The following is a 16358-nucleotide window of genomic DNA, read 5'->3' on the forward strand; positions in this document are numbered from 1 at the left end:
GCCCGCACGCTGTAAAGTGCGCTGGTGATTGCGCCCGAGTACATCGCACAGCCAGGAGCGAAGAGTTCATGACCGAAGCTGCCGCACCCGTCGGTGAGTCGACCGCGCTGGGTACGCCGCTGCGTCCGTTCCGCTTCGGAGCGGCGGGCGAGGGCAACAAGCAAGAAGGCGGCGCTCGCAAGTTCGTGCAGACCGCGCAGGAGGCCGAGGAGTACGGGTACGACACCTTCTTCGTGCCCGATCACCTGGGCGATCAGATCGGCCCGATCGCCGCGCTGGGCGCGCTCACCCAGGCCACCAGCAAGATCCGCCTGGGCACCTCGGTGCTGGCCAACGGCTTCCGCCACCCGGTCGTGCTCGCCAAGGACCTCGCCACCCTCGACGTGCTGTCCAAGGGACGGCTCGAGGTCGGCGTCGGCGCGGGCTGGATCAAGGAGGAGTTCGACAACGCGGGCATCCCGTTCGAGCGCCCCGGCGTCCGGCTGGAGAAGCTCGACGAGTCGCTGACCATCCTGGACACGCTGCTGCGCGGCCAGGAATGCAATTTCGAGGGCAAGCACTACCAGGTGCGCGGCATCAAGGGCACCCCGCGCCCGCGGCAGGGCCCGCGCCCGCCGCTGTGCACCGGTGGCGGTGGCCCCAAGATGCTGGCCCTGGCCGCCAAGCACGCCGATATCGTCTCGATCGTCCCGCAGACCACCAAGAACGGGAAGGGTCTGCTCTCTGGCATCACGCTGGAGAAGACGATCGAGAAGGTCGAGATCGTCAAGGCCGCCGCCGGTGACCGGTTCGCCGAGATCGAGCTGAACTGGGCCATCACCGCCATCGTCATCACCGACGACCGGGAGAAGACCGCGGAGATGGCGCTCAACGCGATCGCCCGCGGGCTGCACCCGAATCTCGAGGTGGACGTGGAGCTCACCGTCGAGCAGATCCTGGAATCGCCCTACGTCGCGATCGGCACGTTCGAGGAAATCGCCGAACAGATCAAGCGTGTGCGCCAACTCACGTCGATGTCGTATGTCGGCATCTTCCCCACCCAGATGGATGCTTTCGCTCCGGTCATTCCGCTGCTGCGGGAGGACTGAGCGGGGGTTCTCTGTAACATGACTCTGGTTTGAGAACATCTAGCCGATAGCGGTCACCGCGCAGACCGCTCGAAAATCCGCAGGTTGTCGGGATGCACACGCCACGGCGTGCTCCTTGCGCCGGTGGCGATAGCGAGTCGAGGCCGCACAGGTGTCAACGCCCCCAGCGCGTTGGAACAATTCACCGGTGCCCGGTCCTCGGAGGAGAAGAAGGAATGGAAGAGACTTTCGACGACTACCTGGACGAGACCGGGAACATTGTGATTCCCGAGGGTCGGACCCTGGTCGATCACGTCGAGAAGCACACCCGTAACGACGCGAATACGCTCGCGTACCGCTACATCGACTACTCGCGGGAACGCGATGGCGAGGTGCACGAGCTGACCTGGCAGGAGTTCGGAGTTCGGCTGCGCGCGGTGGCCGCTCGCCTGCAGCAGGTGACCAACCCGGGCGACCGGGTCGCGATCCTGGCGCCGCAGGGTCTGGACTACGTGATCTCCTTCTTCGCCGCGATCTACGCGGGCACCATCGCGGTGCCGCTGTTCGATCCGGACGAGCCGGGCCACACCGACCGCCTGCACGCGGTGCTGGGCGACTGTGAGCCCTCGGCGATCCTCACCGCGACCTCCTCGGCCGCCGGTGTGCGCCAGTTCTTCCGCTCGCTGCCCGCCGCGCAGCGCCCGCGCATCATCGCCGTCGACGCGATCCCGGACACCCTCGGTGACTCCTGGATCCGCCCCGACACCGCGATCGACGACATCGCCTACCTGCAGTACACCTCGGGTTCCACCCGGGTGCCCGCCGGTGTGGAGATCACCCACCGCGCGGTCGGCACCAACCTGCTGCAGATGGTCAAGGCCATCAACCTGGACTGGAACTCGCGCGGTGTCACCTGGCTGCCGCTGTTCCACGACATGGGCCTGCTCACGGTCATCCTGCCCGCGGTCGGCGGCCGCTACATCACCATCATGTCGCCGAGCGCCTTCGTGCGTCGCCCCTCGCGCTGGATCAACGAGCTCGCCGCGGTCTCCGACGGCGCGGGCACCTTCGCGGCCGCGCCGAACTTCGCCTTCGAGCACGCCGCCGCGCGTGGTCTGCCCAAGGCGGGCGAGTCGCTGGACCTGTCCAACGTGATCGGCCTGATCAACGGCTCCGAGCCGGTGACGGTCTCCTCGATGAAGAAGTTCAACGAGGCCTTCGCCCCCTACGGCCTGCCCAAGACCGCCATCAAGCCCTGCTACGGCATGGCGGAGGCGACGCTGTTCGTCTCGGCCACCAAGGCCGAGGACGAGGCCAAGGTCATCTACGTCGACCGGCACGAGCTCAACGCGGGCCGGATGGTGCGCGTGGAGCCCTCGCACGAGAACGCCATCGCGCAGGTCGCCTGCGGGTACGTGGCGCTGTCGCAGTGGGCCACCATCATCGACCCCGAGACCGTGGAGTCGCCCGAGGGCGGCCGCGAGCAGGCCGACGGGCACGTCGGCGAGATCTGGCTGCACGGCAACAACATGGGTATCGGCTACTGGGGCCGCCCGGACGAGTCGACCAAGGCCTTCCGCAACAAGGTCACCCAGCGCATCGCCGAGGGCAGCCACGCCGAGGGCACCGACGCCGACGCCGACTGGCTGCGCACCGGTGACTACGGCGTGTTCTACGACGGCGAGCTCTACATCACCGGTCGCGTCAAGGACCTGGTGATCGTCGACGGACGCAACCACTACCCGCAGGATCTGGAGTTCTCCGCCCAGGAGGCCTCCACCGCGCTGCGCCCCGGTTTCGTCGCCGCCTTCGCGGTGCCCGCCAACCAGCTGCCCCCCGAGGTCTTCGGGGCCGACAGTCACTCGGGCCTGAAGTTCGACGCCGACGACGCGTCCGAGCAGCTGGTCATCGTGGCCGAGCGGGGTCCTGGCGCGGGCAAGGCCGACCCGGCCCCGATCGCCGACGCGGTGCGCGCGGCGGTCTCGCAGCGCCATGGTGTCACCGCGCGTGACATCCTGCTGGTTCCCGCGGGTTCCATCCCGCGCACCTCCAGCGGCAAGATCGCCCGGCGCGCCTGCAAGGCCGCCTACCTCGAGGGAACGCTGCGCGGTGGTTACACCCAGCAGGCTTTCCCCGATGCACCAGAAGAGTAATCGGCCGACCGGTTCGGTGATGACGCCCGGCATGTCACGCATGCCGGGCGTCATTCCACGGCGCGCCCTGTACGCAGACAGGTAGCTTGAGGAATTGATGGAACACAACGAGGCCTCCCAAGAACGCGCCGAAACCGCAGACGCAGATCGTCCGGCGACCGCCGCCGACGCGACGACCACGCCCTCGGGTGACCTTTCGGTCGCCGAGCTGCGTGAATGGCTGCGCAAATGGGTCGCCGACGCGACCGGGCAGTCGGTCGAGGCGATCACCGTCGACCGGCCGATGGAGGAGTTCGGGCTCGCCTCGCGCGACGCGCTCGCCCTCGGCGGTGACATCGAGGACCTCACCGGCGTCACGCTGACCCCGACGGTGGTCTACCAGCACCCGACCATCGCCTCGCTGGCCGAGGTCATCGTCAACGGTGAGCCGGAGCTGCCGGTCGAGGAGTCCGAGGACTACACCGTCGCGTACTCGCCGTCCGAGGCGCACGACATCGCCGTGGTCGGTCTGTCGACCCGGCTGCCGGGTGCGGGGACGACGCCGGAATCGACCTGGGAGTTCCTCATCGGGCGCGGGGACGCGATCCGGGAGCTGCCGGACGGGCGCTGGTCGGAATTCCTCGCTGACCCGGGCGTCGCGCAGACCATCCGCGAGTCCAACACCCTCGGTGGCTACCTGGACCAGGACGTGGTCAAGGGTTTCGACGCCGAGTTCTTCGCCATGTCGCCGGTCGAGGTCGAGCGCGTCGATCCGCAGCAGCGGCTGATGATGGAGCTCACCTGGGAGGCGCTCGAGCACGCGCGCATCCCGGCCAGCGACCTCAAGGGTGGCAAGGTCGGCATGTTCGTCGGCTCGTCCACCCACGATTTCTCGCTGCTCGCGGCCCTGGGTCTGGGCGACCGTGACCCGAGCCTGCCGATCTCGGCGGAGGCGTACGCGCTGCTCGGTGGCTCCACCGGCATCATCGCCAACCGCGTCTCGTATTTCTTCGACTTCCGTGGCCCGTCGGTCACCGTCGACACCGCCTGCTCCTCGACCATCGTCGCGGTCCACCAGGCCGTGCGCGCGCTGCGCGACGGCGAGGCCGATGTGGCGCTGGCCGGTGGCGTGAACATGATCCTGGCGCCCGTGATCACCCTCGGTTTCGAGAAGAACGGCGCGGTGGCCAAGGACGGCCACATCAAGGCCTTCTCCAGCGATGCCGACGGCATGGTCCGCTCCGAGGGCGCCGGTCTGATCGTGCTCAAGCGACTCGTCGACGCCGAGCGCGACGGCGACAACATCCTCGGCGTGATCAAGGGTTCCGCGGTGAACTCCGACGGTCGCTCCAACGGCCTGTTCGCGCCGAACCCGGAGGCCCAGGCCGACGTGCTGCGCGCCGCCTACCGCGACGCGGGCATCGCCCCCTCCACCGTCGACTACATCGAGGCGCACGGCACCGGCACCCCGATCGGTGACCCGATCGAGGCCGAGGCGCTGGGCCGCATCGTCGGTCGTGGTCGTGACGCCGACAAGCCCGCCCTGCTCGGCTCGGCCAAGACCAACTTCGGTCACCTGGAGTCCGGCGCCGGTGCGGCGAGCCTGGCCAAGGTGCTGATGTCGTTCCAGCACAACGTCATCCCGCCGAACATCAACTACGCGGGCCCGAGCCCGTACATCCCGTTCGAGCAGGCCAACCTGAAGGTCGTCGACGAGCCGACCGAGTTCCCCCGCTACAGCGGTGTGGCGACCGTCGGCATCTCCGGCTTCGGCTTCGGTGGTACCAACGCGCACGTCGTGCTGCAGGAGTACGTGCCGACCGCGCCGGTCGTCGAGAACGTCACCTCCGCGCAGGTCGCGGCCGAAGAGGTCGAGGGCGAGGAGACCACCGATGTGGTCGCCGAGGCCGTCGCGATCACCGAGGCCGCCGTCGAGCCGGTGCCGCCGGTGCTGGAGTGGGACGGCGAGCGCGCCGAACCGCTGCCGGTGATCCTGCCCGTCTCGGCCTACCTGCCCTCGCGCCGCAAGCGCGCCGCCGCCGAGCTGGCCGACTGGCTCGAGGGCGCGGGCAAGGACGTGCCGCTCACCGAGGTGGCCCGGGCGCTGGCCAAGCGCAGCCACCAGCGCTCGCGCGGTGTGGTGCTGGCCAAGACGCACGAGGAGGCCGTCGCCGGTCTGCGGGCGATCGCGGAGGGCAAGCCGGGCGCGGGTGTGTTCACCGCCGATTCCCCGGCCGCCGCCGCGCCGATCTGGGTGATGTGTGGCTTCGGCGCGCAGCACCGCAAGATGTCCAAGCAGCTCTACAACGAGAACTCGATCTTCCGTAAGACGGTCGACGAGGTCGACGAGCTGGTGCAGGACGAGGCGGGCTACTCGATCCGCGAGATGTTCCTCGACGACGAGCAGGACTACGACGTCGGCACCTGCCAGGTCGGCATCTTCACCACCCAGCTGGGCCTTGCCGCGCTGCTGCGCGCGCATGGCGCCGAGCCCGCCGCGGTGGTCGGCCACTCGATGGGTGAGGTCGCCGGAGCGTATATCGCCGGTGGGCTGAGCCTCGAGGACGCGGTGCGCGTGATCTGCGCCCGGTCGCGCCTGATGGGCGAGGGCGAGCAGATGATCACCGAGGACGACGTGCGCAATATGGCGCTGGTCGAACTCAGCGCCCACGATGTGGCGCAGCTGCTGCCGCGCTTCCCGGACGTGGAGTGCGCGGTGTACGCGGCGCCGACCAACACCGTCATCGGTGGGCCGCGCGAGCAGGTGGAGCAGATCGTCGCCGAGGTGGAGGGCATGGGCAAGTTCGCCCGCATCCTGCCCACCCGCGGCGCGGGCCACACCTCGCAGATGGACCCGCTGCTGGGCGAACTCGCCGCCGAACTGGCGGGCATCGAGCCCACCTCGCTGAAGACCGGCCTGTACTCGACCGTGCACGAGGGCCTGTACTTCAAGCCCGGCACCGAGCCGATCCACGACGAGCCCTACTGGGTGAAGAACATGCGCCACGCGGTGTACTTCACCAATGCCATCAAGGCCGCCGTCGACTCCGGGCACACCACCTTCCTGGAGCTGGCGCCCAACTCCGTGGCGCTGATGCAGGTGCTCGGCACCACCTTCGCCGCGGGCGTGCACGACGCGCAGCTCATCCCCACGCTCAAGCGCAAGGAGGACGAGTCCGCCGGTGTCATCGGCGCGCTCGCCCAGCTCTACGTGCACGGCCACGCCGTGAACCTGAGTTCGCTGCTGCCCGAAGGCGATTACGCCGACGTGCCGCGGACCGCGTTCGTGCGCAAGGAGTACTGGCCCAAGGTCGCCATGTCCTCGGGCACCGGCGACACCCGGGTGCCCGGCGCGCACGTCGCCATGCCCGACGGGCGGCACGCCTGGGAGGTGCAGGCGGGGTCGGTCACCGACCTGACCGCGCTGGTGCGAGCCGCTGCCGCGCAGGTCCTTTCGGATGTGGCCGTCACGGTCTCGCACCCGCACGCCGCGCTGCCCACCACCGGCACCCTCACCACCACCCTCACCCCGCACCTCGGCGGTGCCTCGGTGCAGGTGCACGCCAAGACGCCGGTCGGCTTCGCCCTGCTGTTCGACGCGGTGGTCACCTCCGGTGCGCCACTGCCCGAACCGGTTGCCGCCCTTGCCGTTCCGGCCGCCGCCGAGCCCGAGCCGACCGCCGCCGAGATCGCCGTCGCCACCAGCGACCGCTGGAGCCCCGACAGCGGCGAGACCATCGAACAGCGCCTGTGCGTGATCGTCGCCGAGTCCATGGGTTACGCCGTCGAGGACCTCCCGATGGAGATCCCGCTGATGGAGCTGGGCCTGGACTCGCTGATGGCCATGCGCATCAAGAACCGCGTGGAGTACGAGTTCGATATTCCGCAGCTGCAGGTTTCGGCCGTGCGCGACGCCAGCCTCAACGAGGTGTCGAAGGTGCTGCGGTACGCGATCGAGCATCGTGACGAGGTCGCCGCGATGGCGGAGAAGCAGGCCGCTGCCCGCGCTGCCGGTGAGGATGTCGAGCTGGGCGTCGACGCGAACTTCGTCGAGGCTGCTCGTGCCGCGATCGCGGCCGGTGATGATCCGTTGGCTGCCGCCAAGGTCGCTGGCGCGGACTTGCCGTCGGACGCCGCGGGCGAGCAGACGGTAGCCGGGTCCGCCGGAGCCGAACTGCCGGATGCCGCTGGCGCTGACGCGGTTTCGGCTGCCGATGCGGCCCGGACATCGGATATCGCTGCTGCCGAAGCAGTTTCGGATACGCGAACCGATGGGACGGCGGCCGGGGCTGCGCCTGCCGAGGCGGCGGAATCCGGCATCGCCGATATCGACTACTTCGGCGACGCGAGCGCCGACGAGGACAACGTTCCGCCACGTGACGCTGCCGAGCGTTTGGCTTACGCCACCTGGGCTGTCGTCACAGGGACGTCACCCGGCGGTGTCTTCAACACCCTGCCGATCCTGGAAGAGGAGGTCGCCGAGAAGATGGCGGCCCGACTCACCGAGCGGGTCAAGGCCGAGGTCACCGTCGACGACGTGCTCGACTGCGAGACCATCGAGCAGCTGGCCGAGATCGTGCGCACGCTCCAGGACAGCGGCGCCGACGTAGACGGCTTCGTGCGCCCGCTGCGCGCGCGGGTCGAGGGCACGGACAATGTGCCGGTCTTCGTATTCCACCCCTCGGGCGGCAACACGCTCGTGTACGAGCCACTGTTGAAGCGCCTGCCCGCCGACACTCCCATGTACGGCTTCGAGCGGGTCGAGGGCAATATCGAAGAGCGCGCTCGCCAGTACCTGCCCGAGCTCCGCAAGATCCAGGGCAACGGTCCCTACGTGCTCTACGGCTGGTCGCTCGGTGCGGTGCTGTCGTTGCAGGTCGCGCAGTTGCTGCGGGAAGAAGGCGCCGATGTCCGCGTCGTCGGTCTGATCGACCTGGCCCTGCCGGTCAAGGGCGAGGACAACAGCCCCGAGGAGCGGGTGGCCCGTATCCAGCGCTACCAGCAGTTCGCCAAGACCACCTACGGCGTCGAAGGGGAACTGCCCGACGAGCAGCTGCAGGAACTCGCCCAGGCCAACGACGAGGAGCAGTACGACATCGTCGCGAGCCTGGTGAAGCTCACCGGCGCGAAGATCCCCGGCGGTGTGCTCGAACACCAGCGCACCTCGTGGATCGAGAGCCGTCATCTGGCGAAGGCCACGCCCTCGCGCTACGACGGCGACGCGGTGCTGTATCTGGCCGACCGCTACCACGATGGCATGATTCAGCTCGAACCCCGTTTCGCCGACCGTCGGCCCAACGGCGGCTGGGATGAGTTCATCCCCAACCTCGAAGTGGTCCACATCCCGGGCGACCACCTCCAGATCGTCGACGAACCGCGGATCGGCCAGATCGGTGCCGACCTCGCCGCCAAGCTGGCCGCGATTTCCGCAAAGGGAGAGAAGTGAGCACCACCGCCGAGAAGCTGGCCGATCTACACGAGCGGCTGGAGCTCGCGAAAGAGCCCGCGGGTCAGAAGGGGATCGAGAAGCGGGCGCGCAAGGGCATTCCCAGCGCGCGTGATCGGATCAATCAGCTGCTCGACCCGGGCACCTTCGTCGAGATCGGCGCCCTGGTGCGCAAGCCGGGCGACCCGACCGCGCTCTACGGTGACGGTGTCGTGGTCGGCCACGGGCTGGTGGAAGGCCGTCCGGTGGCGGTGTTCTCGCACGACCAGACCGTGTACGGCGGGTCGGTCGGTGAGGCGTTCGGGCGCAAGCTGTGCGGCATCATGCAGTACGCGGCCAAGGTCGGTATCCCGCTGGTCGGCATCAACGATTCCGGTGGCGCGCGCGTGCAGGAGGCGATCAGCTCGCTGGCCTGGTACGCCTGGATGGCGACCAATCTCGAGCCGCTCTCGGGCATGGTCCCGCTGGTCTCGCTGATCCTGGGCAACTGCGCCGGTGGCGCGGTGTACGAGCCCATCTGCACCGATGTGGTGGTGGCGACCGAGTCGGCGCACATGTTCGTCACCGGGCCGAAGATCATCAAAGAGGTCACCGGCGAGGACGTCAGCCTCGAGGAGCTCGGCGGTGCGCGCACGCAGGCCGAGTACGGCAATATCCACCACGTCGCCAAGGACGAGGACGCCGCGTTCCAGTGGGTGCGCGAGTACCTGGGCTACATGCCGACCAGCTGCCAGGAGCTGCCGCCGGTCGTGAACCCGGGCCTCGAGCCCGAGATCACCGATTCCGACCGCGAGCTCAACACGATCATGCCGGACTCGGACAACGCCGGGTACGACATGTACGACATCCTGCTGCGCATCTTCGACGACGGTGAGTTCAAGGAGATCAGCTCCGGCACCGGGCCCAACATCATCACCGGGTTCGCCCGGGTGGACGGCCGCAGCGTCGGCGTGGTCGCCAACCAGCCGCTGGCCTCGGCCGGTGCGCTGGACGCGCGCGCCTCGGACAAGGCCTCGCACTTCGTGCGCCTGTGCAACGCCTTCGAGATCCCGCTGGTGTTCGTGGTCGACACCCCCGGCTTCCTGCCGGGTGTGGAGCAGGAGAAGGTCGGCGTGATCAAGCGCGGTGGCCGGTTCCTGTTCTCCTACGTGGAGGCCTCGGTCCCGAAGATCACCCTGGTCGTGCGCAAGTCCTACGGCGGCGGCTACGCCGTGATGGGTTCCAAGCAGCTCGGCGCCGACATCAACCTGGCGTGGCCCACCGCCCGCCTGGCCGTGATGGGCGCCGAGGGCGCGGTCAGCCTGATCGGCGCCGCCCAGATCGCCGCCGCCCCGGAAGACCAGCGCGCCGCGGTCCGCCAGCAGCTCATCGACTTCTACAACACCAATATCGCCACCCCGTGGGTCGCCGCCGAACGCGGCTTCATCGACGCGGTCATCGAACCGGCCACCACCCGCCTCGAGATCCGCCGCGCCCTGAAACTGCTGGAAGACAAGAAGATCGTCCGCAACCCCCGCAAACACCACGTCCTGCCGCTCTAGGCAAGTGGCATGCAGAATGGGCCGCCCAGGCATAGTCCGGGCGGCCCATTCGCTTTTGGCCACCCGAGCCGTGGTGGTAATATGTTTTTATGCGCACTACGGTTGATCTATCGCCAGGTCTGATGCAGGCCGCCAAACTGGCGGCTGCCGCGCGCGGAATCAGTCTCAAGGAGCTGTTCGCCAAAGCGCTGGCGCGCGAGGTCGGCGCCTCGCCGAGCCCGAGTGTGGGCCGGGTGAGCTTTCCGCTGGTCGGCACGGCCGACTCTGGTCCGCTTCGGAACATCACCAATGCCGATATCGCCGATGCCTTCGATGCCGACGACGTAGAGAGGTATGGCCGGTGACACTGGTCGATGTCGGCCTGTGGCTGGCCGCTGTGTACGGCAGGCATGTCCATCATCGCGCTGCGGCCACCTGGTTCGATGCCCAATCGGACAGCCTGCTCATGTGCCGGGTCACCCAGACCGGCCTGCTGCGCTTGCTCTCGAACCCTGCGGTGATGGACACCGAGGTCTTGTCTCGCAGTGCTGCCTGGCGGGTCATCGACCAGCTCAACGCCGATGAACGTGTGATCTGGGCCGAGGAGCCGAACTCGCTGGATCAGGTGTTCCGTGCGTTGTCGGCGCGCAACGACCACAGCCACAAATTGTGGACCGACGACTATCTGGCCGCCTTCGCGCAGGCGGGCGGCGCCACCCTCGCAACGCTGGATCGCAAGCTCGCCGCGCGGTACCCGTCGGTGGATGTGGTGACGGTTTTCGCCTGACCCGGGTACGGAACGGGGCCGTCACCGCTGTGGTGACGGCCCCGCTGGCTCGAAAAGCTACGCGACGGTGGCGGATTCGATGATGACGTCTTCGACGGGGACGTCCTGGTGGGGGCCCGCGCTGCCGGTCTTGACGGCGGCGATCTTGTCGACGACGGTGGTGCCGTCGGTGACCTTGCCGAAGACCGCGTAGCCCCAGCCCTGGCCCTGGGGGGCCGAGTGGTTGAGGAAGGCGTTGTCGGAGACGTTGATGAAGAACTGGGCGGTGGCCGAGTGCGGGTCGTTGGTGCGGGCCATCGCGACGGTGTACTTGTCGTTCTTCAGGCCGTTGGTGGCCTCGTTCTGGATCGGTGCCTGGGTGGGCTTCTGCTTCAGGCCCGGCTCGAAGCCGCCGCCCTGAACCATGAAACCGGGGATGACGCGATGGAACACGGTGCCGTTGTAGTGGCCCGCGTTCACGTAGTTCACGAAGTTGGCGACCGTGTTCGGCGCGGCCTGGTCGTCCAACTCGAGCACGATCTGTCCGTGGTTGGTTTCGAGATTCACCTTGGTCATGGCGTCGAGTCTAGGGAGCGGAAGCGCCGGGAAGGGACCGGGGTCCGCGCGGGCGTGGCGGCTACCCACCGCGCACGTCGCGAATATTGCCTACGATGTGGTGGAACCAGCGTGCGTGTGAGAGACGCACGCTGGTTCTTTTTCACACCGGATTGTTCATCGAATCAGCGCGGATTCGATTTCCCGGAAATTGTCAGGGGCCGACCGTGATCGGCACCGACGGGGTGGTGGTATTGGTGACCTGATATGTCCCGGTCACCGTTCCGGTGGTGGCGCTGGTGGGGCAACCGAAACCGCCGGTCACCTTGATCGGTGCCGGGGAATTGGTCGCCTGCACCGTCGACGGGGTGCCGTTGGTCCAGGTGCCCGCCAGCGAGGCCGGTGCCGTGGGCGCCACGACGACCTTGCAGGAGGCCAGCCCGGAGGTCTGGATGACCATGCCGCCGGTCGGCACATTGATCGAGCCGGCCACCGGCGACCCGTTCTGTCCGGTGATCGACCAGCTGCCGCTGGTGGTCACCGTCGCGCTCACGCCCCACATGCTGGTGGAGCAGCCGGTGAAGGTGGGCGCGCTGATCGGCACGGTCACCGGGCCGCTGGGGTTGGTGTTTCCCGGTGCGGCGGGCACCGAGCCGGTGGCCGAGGACGTGGTGCAGGTGATCGATACGCCACCGGCCACCGCCTTGACCACGCCCTGGTTGGTGGCATGCACCGCGGCGCCCGCGGGGCTGACCGTGGTGGAGGACTGGGCCGCGGCGGGTCCGAGCCCGAACGATGCCGCGGCCACCGCACACCCTGCGGTGACCAGTGCCGAGCGGGCGAAGAAGTTGCTGTACAACATTGCGTACTCCTTGCTAGAAGCGACCGATTCCAGAAGTGAAGCGGTCGTGTTCAAGAGTACGAAAAGGCAATTTTATCCAGCGGGGAGTTCGCGCCTACATTTTCATTCGGGAACCTTCGCGGTCCGCCCTCGGTAGTGCCGATCCGCATTTAAAATGCGCGGCCGTTACCGTGCGTAACGGTTACCATCGTTCTTATCTATGTGCGTTGTGCACACTGGTAAAGTCGAAAAACTCCTGTGCCATGGCCGTGAACGGCACATACCCGCCGATCGATAGCCGATTCCTATGAGAACGAAACCCGCGTCGGCTTGTGAATCCTAATGAAATGCTTGAACTTCACACCACAACATAGTGCATGTTCGGTAGCCAGGCGTGCGACCCCTCACAACGACCCCGGTGCGGATACCATGGCGAACCGTGCCAGACGCCGCAACAGCTGTTCTCACCAAGCCGCCCGCAGAACCGGCGGCTTCCGCGAAGGACTTCCGGATCGCGCGATGGATCGCGCTGGTCGCCGGACTCCTCGGAGCCCTCTTCGCGGTGGCGACGCCGTTCCTGCCGGTCACCCAGACCACCGCGGAACTCACCTGGCCGCAGAACGGCACGCTCGGCAATATCCAGGCCCCGCTCATGTCGCAGGTGCCGATCGACCTGAACGCCACCATCCCGTGTGCGGCGGTGGCGAGCCTGCCCGAACAGGGCGGCATGCTGCTGGCCACCGCGCCGCCGCAGGGCGACCGCGCCGCGCTGGAAGCGCTGTTCGTGCGCGTGTCCGACACCGCGGTGGACGTGGTCGACCGCAACGCGGTGGTGGCCTCGGCCGACCGGTCCGCGATGGACCAGTGCTCGGCCATCGTCATCAGCTCCGACCAGCACCGCACCACGGCGAAGTTCGAGGGGCTGAGCAAGGAGATCGAGCGGCCGATCGCCGGGCAGCCGGGCACGGTCGAGACCGTGCGGGTGCCGGTGCAGGGCCAGCTCGCCGGTGACCTGCGCCCGCAGATCGTCGGCATCTTCTCCGACCTGCGCGGCGATGTGCCGCAGGGTCTTTCGCTGACCTCCACCGTCGACTCGCGCTTCTCGTCGAGCCCGTCGCCGGTGAAGCTGATCGCGATCGTCGCCGCGGTGCTGTGCACCCTGCTGGCGCTGGCCGCGCTGGCCCAGCTCGACGGCAGCGACGGGCGCGGGCACCGCCGGTTCCTGCCGCGCAACTGGCTCAAGCCCACCTGGGCTGACGGCGCGGTGATCGGCACGCTGCTGGTCTGGCATTTCGTCGGTGCCAACACCTCCGACGACGGCTACATCCTCTCGATGGTCCGGGTGGCCCCCGACGCGGGCTACATGGCCAACTACTTCCGCTGGTACGGCGTGCCCGAGGCGCCGTTCGGCTGGTACTACCACGTCATCCAGGTGTTCGCCGAGGTCTCCACGGCCAGCCCGTGGGTGCGCCTGCCCGCGCTGGTGTGCGGCATCCTGTGCTGGATGGTGATCAGCCGCGAGGTGGTCCCGCGCCTGGGTAACGCGGTCAAGCGCAGTCAGGTGGCGCTGTGGACCGGCGGCCTGGTGTTCCTGGCCTTCTGGCTGCCCTTCGACAACGGCCTGCGCTCGGAGCCCATCGTGGCGCTGGGCGCCCTGCTCACCTGGGTCTCCATCGAGCGCGCCATCGCCACCGGCCGCCTGCTGCCCGCGGGCATCGCGGTGCTGATCGCGGCCTTCACCCTGGCCGCCGCCCCGACCGGCCTGATGTGTGTGGCCGCGCTGCTGGCCGGTATCCGCCCGCTGGTGCGCATCATCGTGCGCAGGCATCGCCAGTTCGGCACGCTGCCGCTGCTCGCACCGATCGCCTCGGCCGGGCTGCTGGTGCTGGTGGTCGTCTACGGTGACCAGACATTCGCCGGGATCCAGGAGGCCAACCGGGTGCGGCAGGCCACCGGCCCCAACCTGGCCTGGTACGAGGACTACCTGCGCTACTACTACATGTTCGTCGAGACCGTCGACGGCTCGCTGGCCCGGCGCTTCGCCTTCCTGGTGATGCTGCTGTGCCTGTTCACCACGCTGCTGGTGCTGCTGCGCCGCCGTCAGGTACCGGGTATCGCCTCGGGGCCGACCTGGCGGCTGATGGGCATCGTGTTCGGCACGATCTTCTTCATGATGTTCAACCCGACGAAGTGGACCCACCACTTCGGCGCCTACGCGGGCATCGCGGGTGCGCTGGCGGCGGTCACGGCGGTGGCGGTATCGCAGAGCGCGCTGCGCTCGCGCAAGAACCGGGCCATCTTCCTGGCTGGCCTGCTGTTCGTGCTGGCGCTGTCGTTCTCGGGCATCAACGGCTATTGGTACGTCTCCAGCTACGGCGTGCCGTGGTTCGACAAGACCGTCTCGCTGCGCGGCATCAACTCCAATACGGTGATGCTGATCCTGTTCGGCCTGGCCCTGGCCCTGGTCGGCTGGTACGCGCTGCGCGAGGACTATGTGAAACCGGTGCCCTCGGCCGCGACCAAGCGCGGCAGGCGCATCCGCAAGTTCGCGGCCATCCCGCTGACCGTGGTGGTCGGGCTGATGGTGGCCTTCGAGGTGCTCTCGCTGGTCAAGGGCGCCACCCAGCAGTACCCGGCCTACTCGCTGGCCCGCTCCAATATGAACGCGCTCGGCGGCGACGCCTGCGGCCTGGCCGGGGACGTGCTGGTGGAACCGGACCCCAACGGCGGCAAGCTCGAACCGATCGTCGACCCGGCCCGTCCGCTCACCGACCCGAACGACCCGCTCGCTGGCATCGACTCGGTCGGCTTCACACCCAACGGCGTGCCCGGTGACCTGTCCGCCGACGCGGTCGAGGTGAAGCCGGGTACCGGCAACACCAGCAACCAGTCGGTCGGCGCGGCCTTCGCCGAGGGCGAGAGCGCGGGCACCGGCGGTGGGCAGGGCGCGCTGGGCGTCAACGGGTCGACCGTGGCCCTGCCCTTCGGCCTCGATCCGGCACAGACCCCGATTCTGGGCTCCTACCAGGAGGGCGTGCAGCAGCCCGCGCACCTGGAGTCGTCCTGGTACGGGCTGCCCGCCCGCTCCGAGGACTCGCCGCTGATCGTCATCTCGGCGGCCGGACGCATCGCCTCGAAGTCCGATACCGGCGCCGACACCTACGGGCAGTCGCTGCTGGTGGAGTACGGCACCCGGAATCCGGACGGCAGCGTCACCAGCCTCGGTGCCTACCTGCCGCGCGATATCGGCCCGTTCCCGTCCTGGCGCAACCTGCGCGTGCCGCTGGCCGACCTGCCCACCGAGGCCGACGCGGTGCGTATTCTGGCCAACGACCCGATCCTGATCGGTGACCAGTGGCTGGCGTTCACCCCGCCGCGCGTGCCCAAGCTGCAGACGCTGGACCACTACATCGGCCGCACCCAGCCGGTGCTGCTGGACTGGGCCGTCGGCCTGCAGTTCCCCTGCCAGCGCCCGTTCGCCCACCACAACGGCGTGGCCGAGGTGCCCAACTACCGGATCCTGCCGGACCGGCCGCTGGCCATCTCCTCGACCGACACCTGGCAGGCGCAGGAGTTCGGCGGTCCGCTGGGCTTCGCGCAGATGCTGGCCAACCGGGTCACCATCCCGACCTATCTGAAGGACGACTGGGCCCGCGACTGGGGTTCGCTGGAACGCTACGACCAGCACCTGCCCGCCGAGCCCGCCCAGCTCACCACCGGGACCCAGACCCGCACCGGGCTGTGGAGCCCGGGCCCGCTGCGGGTGTTCTGATCCGATAACGCAGAAGGCGCGGACCACCTCGGGTGGTCCGCGCCTTCGCCGTGTGGTGGCCAGGAGTTCAGACGTTGAGCATGCGACGGGTGAGGTCGCGGCGTAATACCTCTTGGGAAGGCAGTCTCTCCAGTACCCGCATCACGGCAGGTCGTAGTTCGTGCTTCTCGTCGTCGCTGAGCAGCTCGACGAGATCTGTCAGATCCATGTCATCGAAGGCTCCTGTCATACCCACCAGGGTACGTGCTCAAACCTGCAG

General features: G+C 68.3%; 10 protein-coding genes. 7 read left to right on the forward strand and 3 right to left on the reverse strand.

Annotation, left to right across the window (positions count from 1 at the left end):
• Positions 1 to 68 precede the first annotated feature (68 nt).
• The 6 genes from WA675_RS14290 (at position 69) to WA675_RS14315 (ending at position 10952) form a co-directional block, all read left to right on the forward strand.
• Positions 69 to 1088 carry an LLM class F420-dependent oxidoreductase gene (locus WA675_RS14290; protein WP_336084768.1) on the forward strand — a complete coding sequence of 340 codons (1020 nt, stop codon included), beginning with the start codon at positions 69 to 71 and terminating at the stop codon, positions 1086 to 1088.
• Positions 1089 to 1303: 215 nt separating this feature from the next.
• Positions 1304 to 3220 carry a long-chain-fatty-acid--AMP ligase FadD32 gene (fadD32, locus tag WA675_RS14295; protein WP_336084770.1) on the forward strand — a complete coding sequence of 639 codons (1917 nt, stop codon included), beginning with the start codon at positions 1304 to 1306 and terminating at the stop codon, positions 3218 to 3220.
• 97 nt (positions 3221 to 3317) lie between these two features.
• Positions 3318 to 8645 (forward strand): polyketide synthase Pks13, encoded by a 5328-nt coding sequence (pks13, locus tag WA675_RS14300; protein WP_336084771.1) that lies wholly within the window; start codon positions 3318 to 3320, stop codon positions 8643 to 8645.
• Positions 8642 to 10186: an acyl-CoA carboxylase subunit beta gene (locus tag WA675_RS14305; protein WP_336084773.1), complete on the forward strand. Its 1545-nt coding sequence runs from the start codon at positions 8642 to 8644 to the stop codon at positions 10184 to 10186. The genes pks13 and WA675_RS14305 overlap by 4 nt, the downstream gene beginning before the upstream one ends.
• An 89-nt stretch (positions 10187 to 10275) precedes the next feature.
• A complete protein-coding gene (locus tag WA675_RS14310) occupies positions 10276 to 10530 on the forward strand; it encodes a hypothetical protein (protein WP_336084776.1) in 255 nt (84 codons plus the stop codon).
• Positions 10527 to 10952, forward strand: a complete 426-nt coding sequence (locus tag WA675_RS14315; RefSeq protein WP_336084777.1) for a TA system VapC family ribonuclease toxin — start codon at positions 10527 to 10529, stop codon at positions 10950 to 10952. Before WA675_RS14310 ends, WA675_RS14315 begins: the two co-directional genes overlap by 4 nt.
• Before the next feature lie 57 nt (positions 10953 to 11009).
• On the opposite strand, the gene WA675_RS14320 is transcribed toward WA675_RS14315, so the two are convergent.
• Together WA675_RS14320 and WA675_RS14325 are read right to left on the reverse strand one after the other, a co-directional pair.
• Complete coding sequence (locus WA675_RS14320) at positions 11010 to 11507, reverse strand: peptidylprolyl isomerase (protein ID WP_336084778.1); 498 nt, start codon at positions 11505 to 11507, stop codon at positions 11010 to 11012.
• A gap of 193 nt (positions 11508 to 11700) precedes the next feature.
• Positions 11701 to 12348 carry a hypothetical protein gene (locus tag WA675_RS14325; protein WP_336084779.1) on the reverse strand — a complete coding sequence of 216 codons (648 nt, stop codon included), beginning with the start codon at positions 12346 to 12348 and terminating at the stop codon, positions 11701 to 11703.
• 418 nt (positions 12349 to 12766) lie between these two features.
• On the opposite strand from WA675_RS14325, the gene WA675_RS14330 reads away from it, so the two are divergent.
• Positions 12767 to 16099, forward strand: a complete 3333-nt coding sequence (locus tag WA675_RS14330) for an arabinosyltransferase domain-containing protein (protein ID WP_336084780.1) — start codon at positions 12767 to 12769, stop codon at positions 16097 to 16099.
• A 67-nt stretch (positions 16100 to 16166) separates the two neighbouring features.
• On the opposite strand, the gene WA675_RS14335 is transcribed toward WA675_RS14330, so the two are convergent.
• Positions 16167 to 16328, reverse strand: coding sequence for a hypothetical protein (locus WA675_RS14335; RefSeq protein ID WP_336084781.1), 162 nt, complete (start codon positions 16326 to 16328; stop codon positions 16167 to 16169).
• Between the last annotated feature and the right edge of the window lie 30 nt (positions 16329 to 16358).

Source organism: Nocardia sp. SSK8, assembly GCF_037034205.1.
GTDB lineage: Bacteria > Actinomycetota > Actinomycetes > Mycobacteriales > Mycobacteriaceae > Nocardia.

What these genes read in the sequence shown, in the direction of transcription:
- WA675_RS14310 (WP_336084776.1), top strand. Translation starts at nt 10,276, where the DNA reads ATGCGCACTACGGTTGATCTATCGCCAGGTCTGATGCAGGCCGCCAAA.
- fadD32 (WP_336084770.1), top strand. Translation starts at nt 1,304, where the DNA reads ATGGAAGAGACTTTCGACGACTACCTGGACGAGACCGGGAACATTGTG.
- WA675_RS14290 (WP_336084768.1), top strand. Translation starts at nt 69, where the DNA reads ATGACCGAAGCTGCCGCACCCGTCGGTGAGTCGACCGCGCTGGGTACG.
- WA675_RS14320 (WP_336084778.1), bottom strand. Translation starts at nt 11,507, where the DNA reads ATGACCAAGGTGAATCTCGAAACCAACCACGGACAGATCGTGCTCGAG.
- WA675_RS14325 (WP_336084779.1), bottom strand. Translation starts at nt 12,348, where the DNA reads ATGTTGTACAGCAACTTCTTCGCCCGCTCGGCACTGGTCACCGCAGGG.
- pks13 (WP_336084771.1), top strand. Translation starts at nt 3,318, where the DNA reads ATGGAACACAACGAGGCCTCCCAAGAACGCGCCGAAACCGCAGACGCA.
- WA675_RS14335 (WP_336084781.1), bottom strand. Translation starts at nt 16,328, where the DNA reads ATGACAGGAGCCTTCGATGACATGGATCTGACAGATCTCGTCGAGCTG.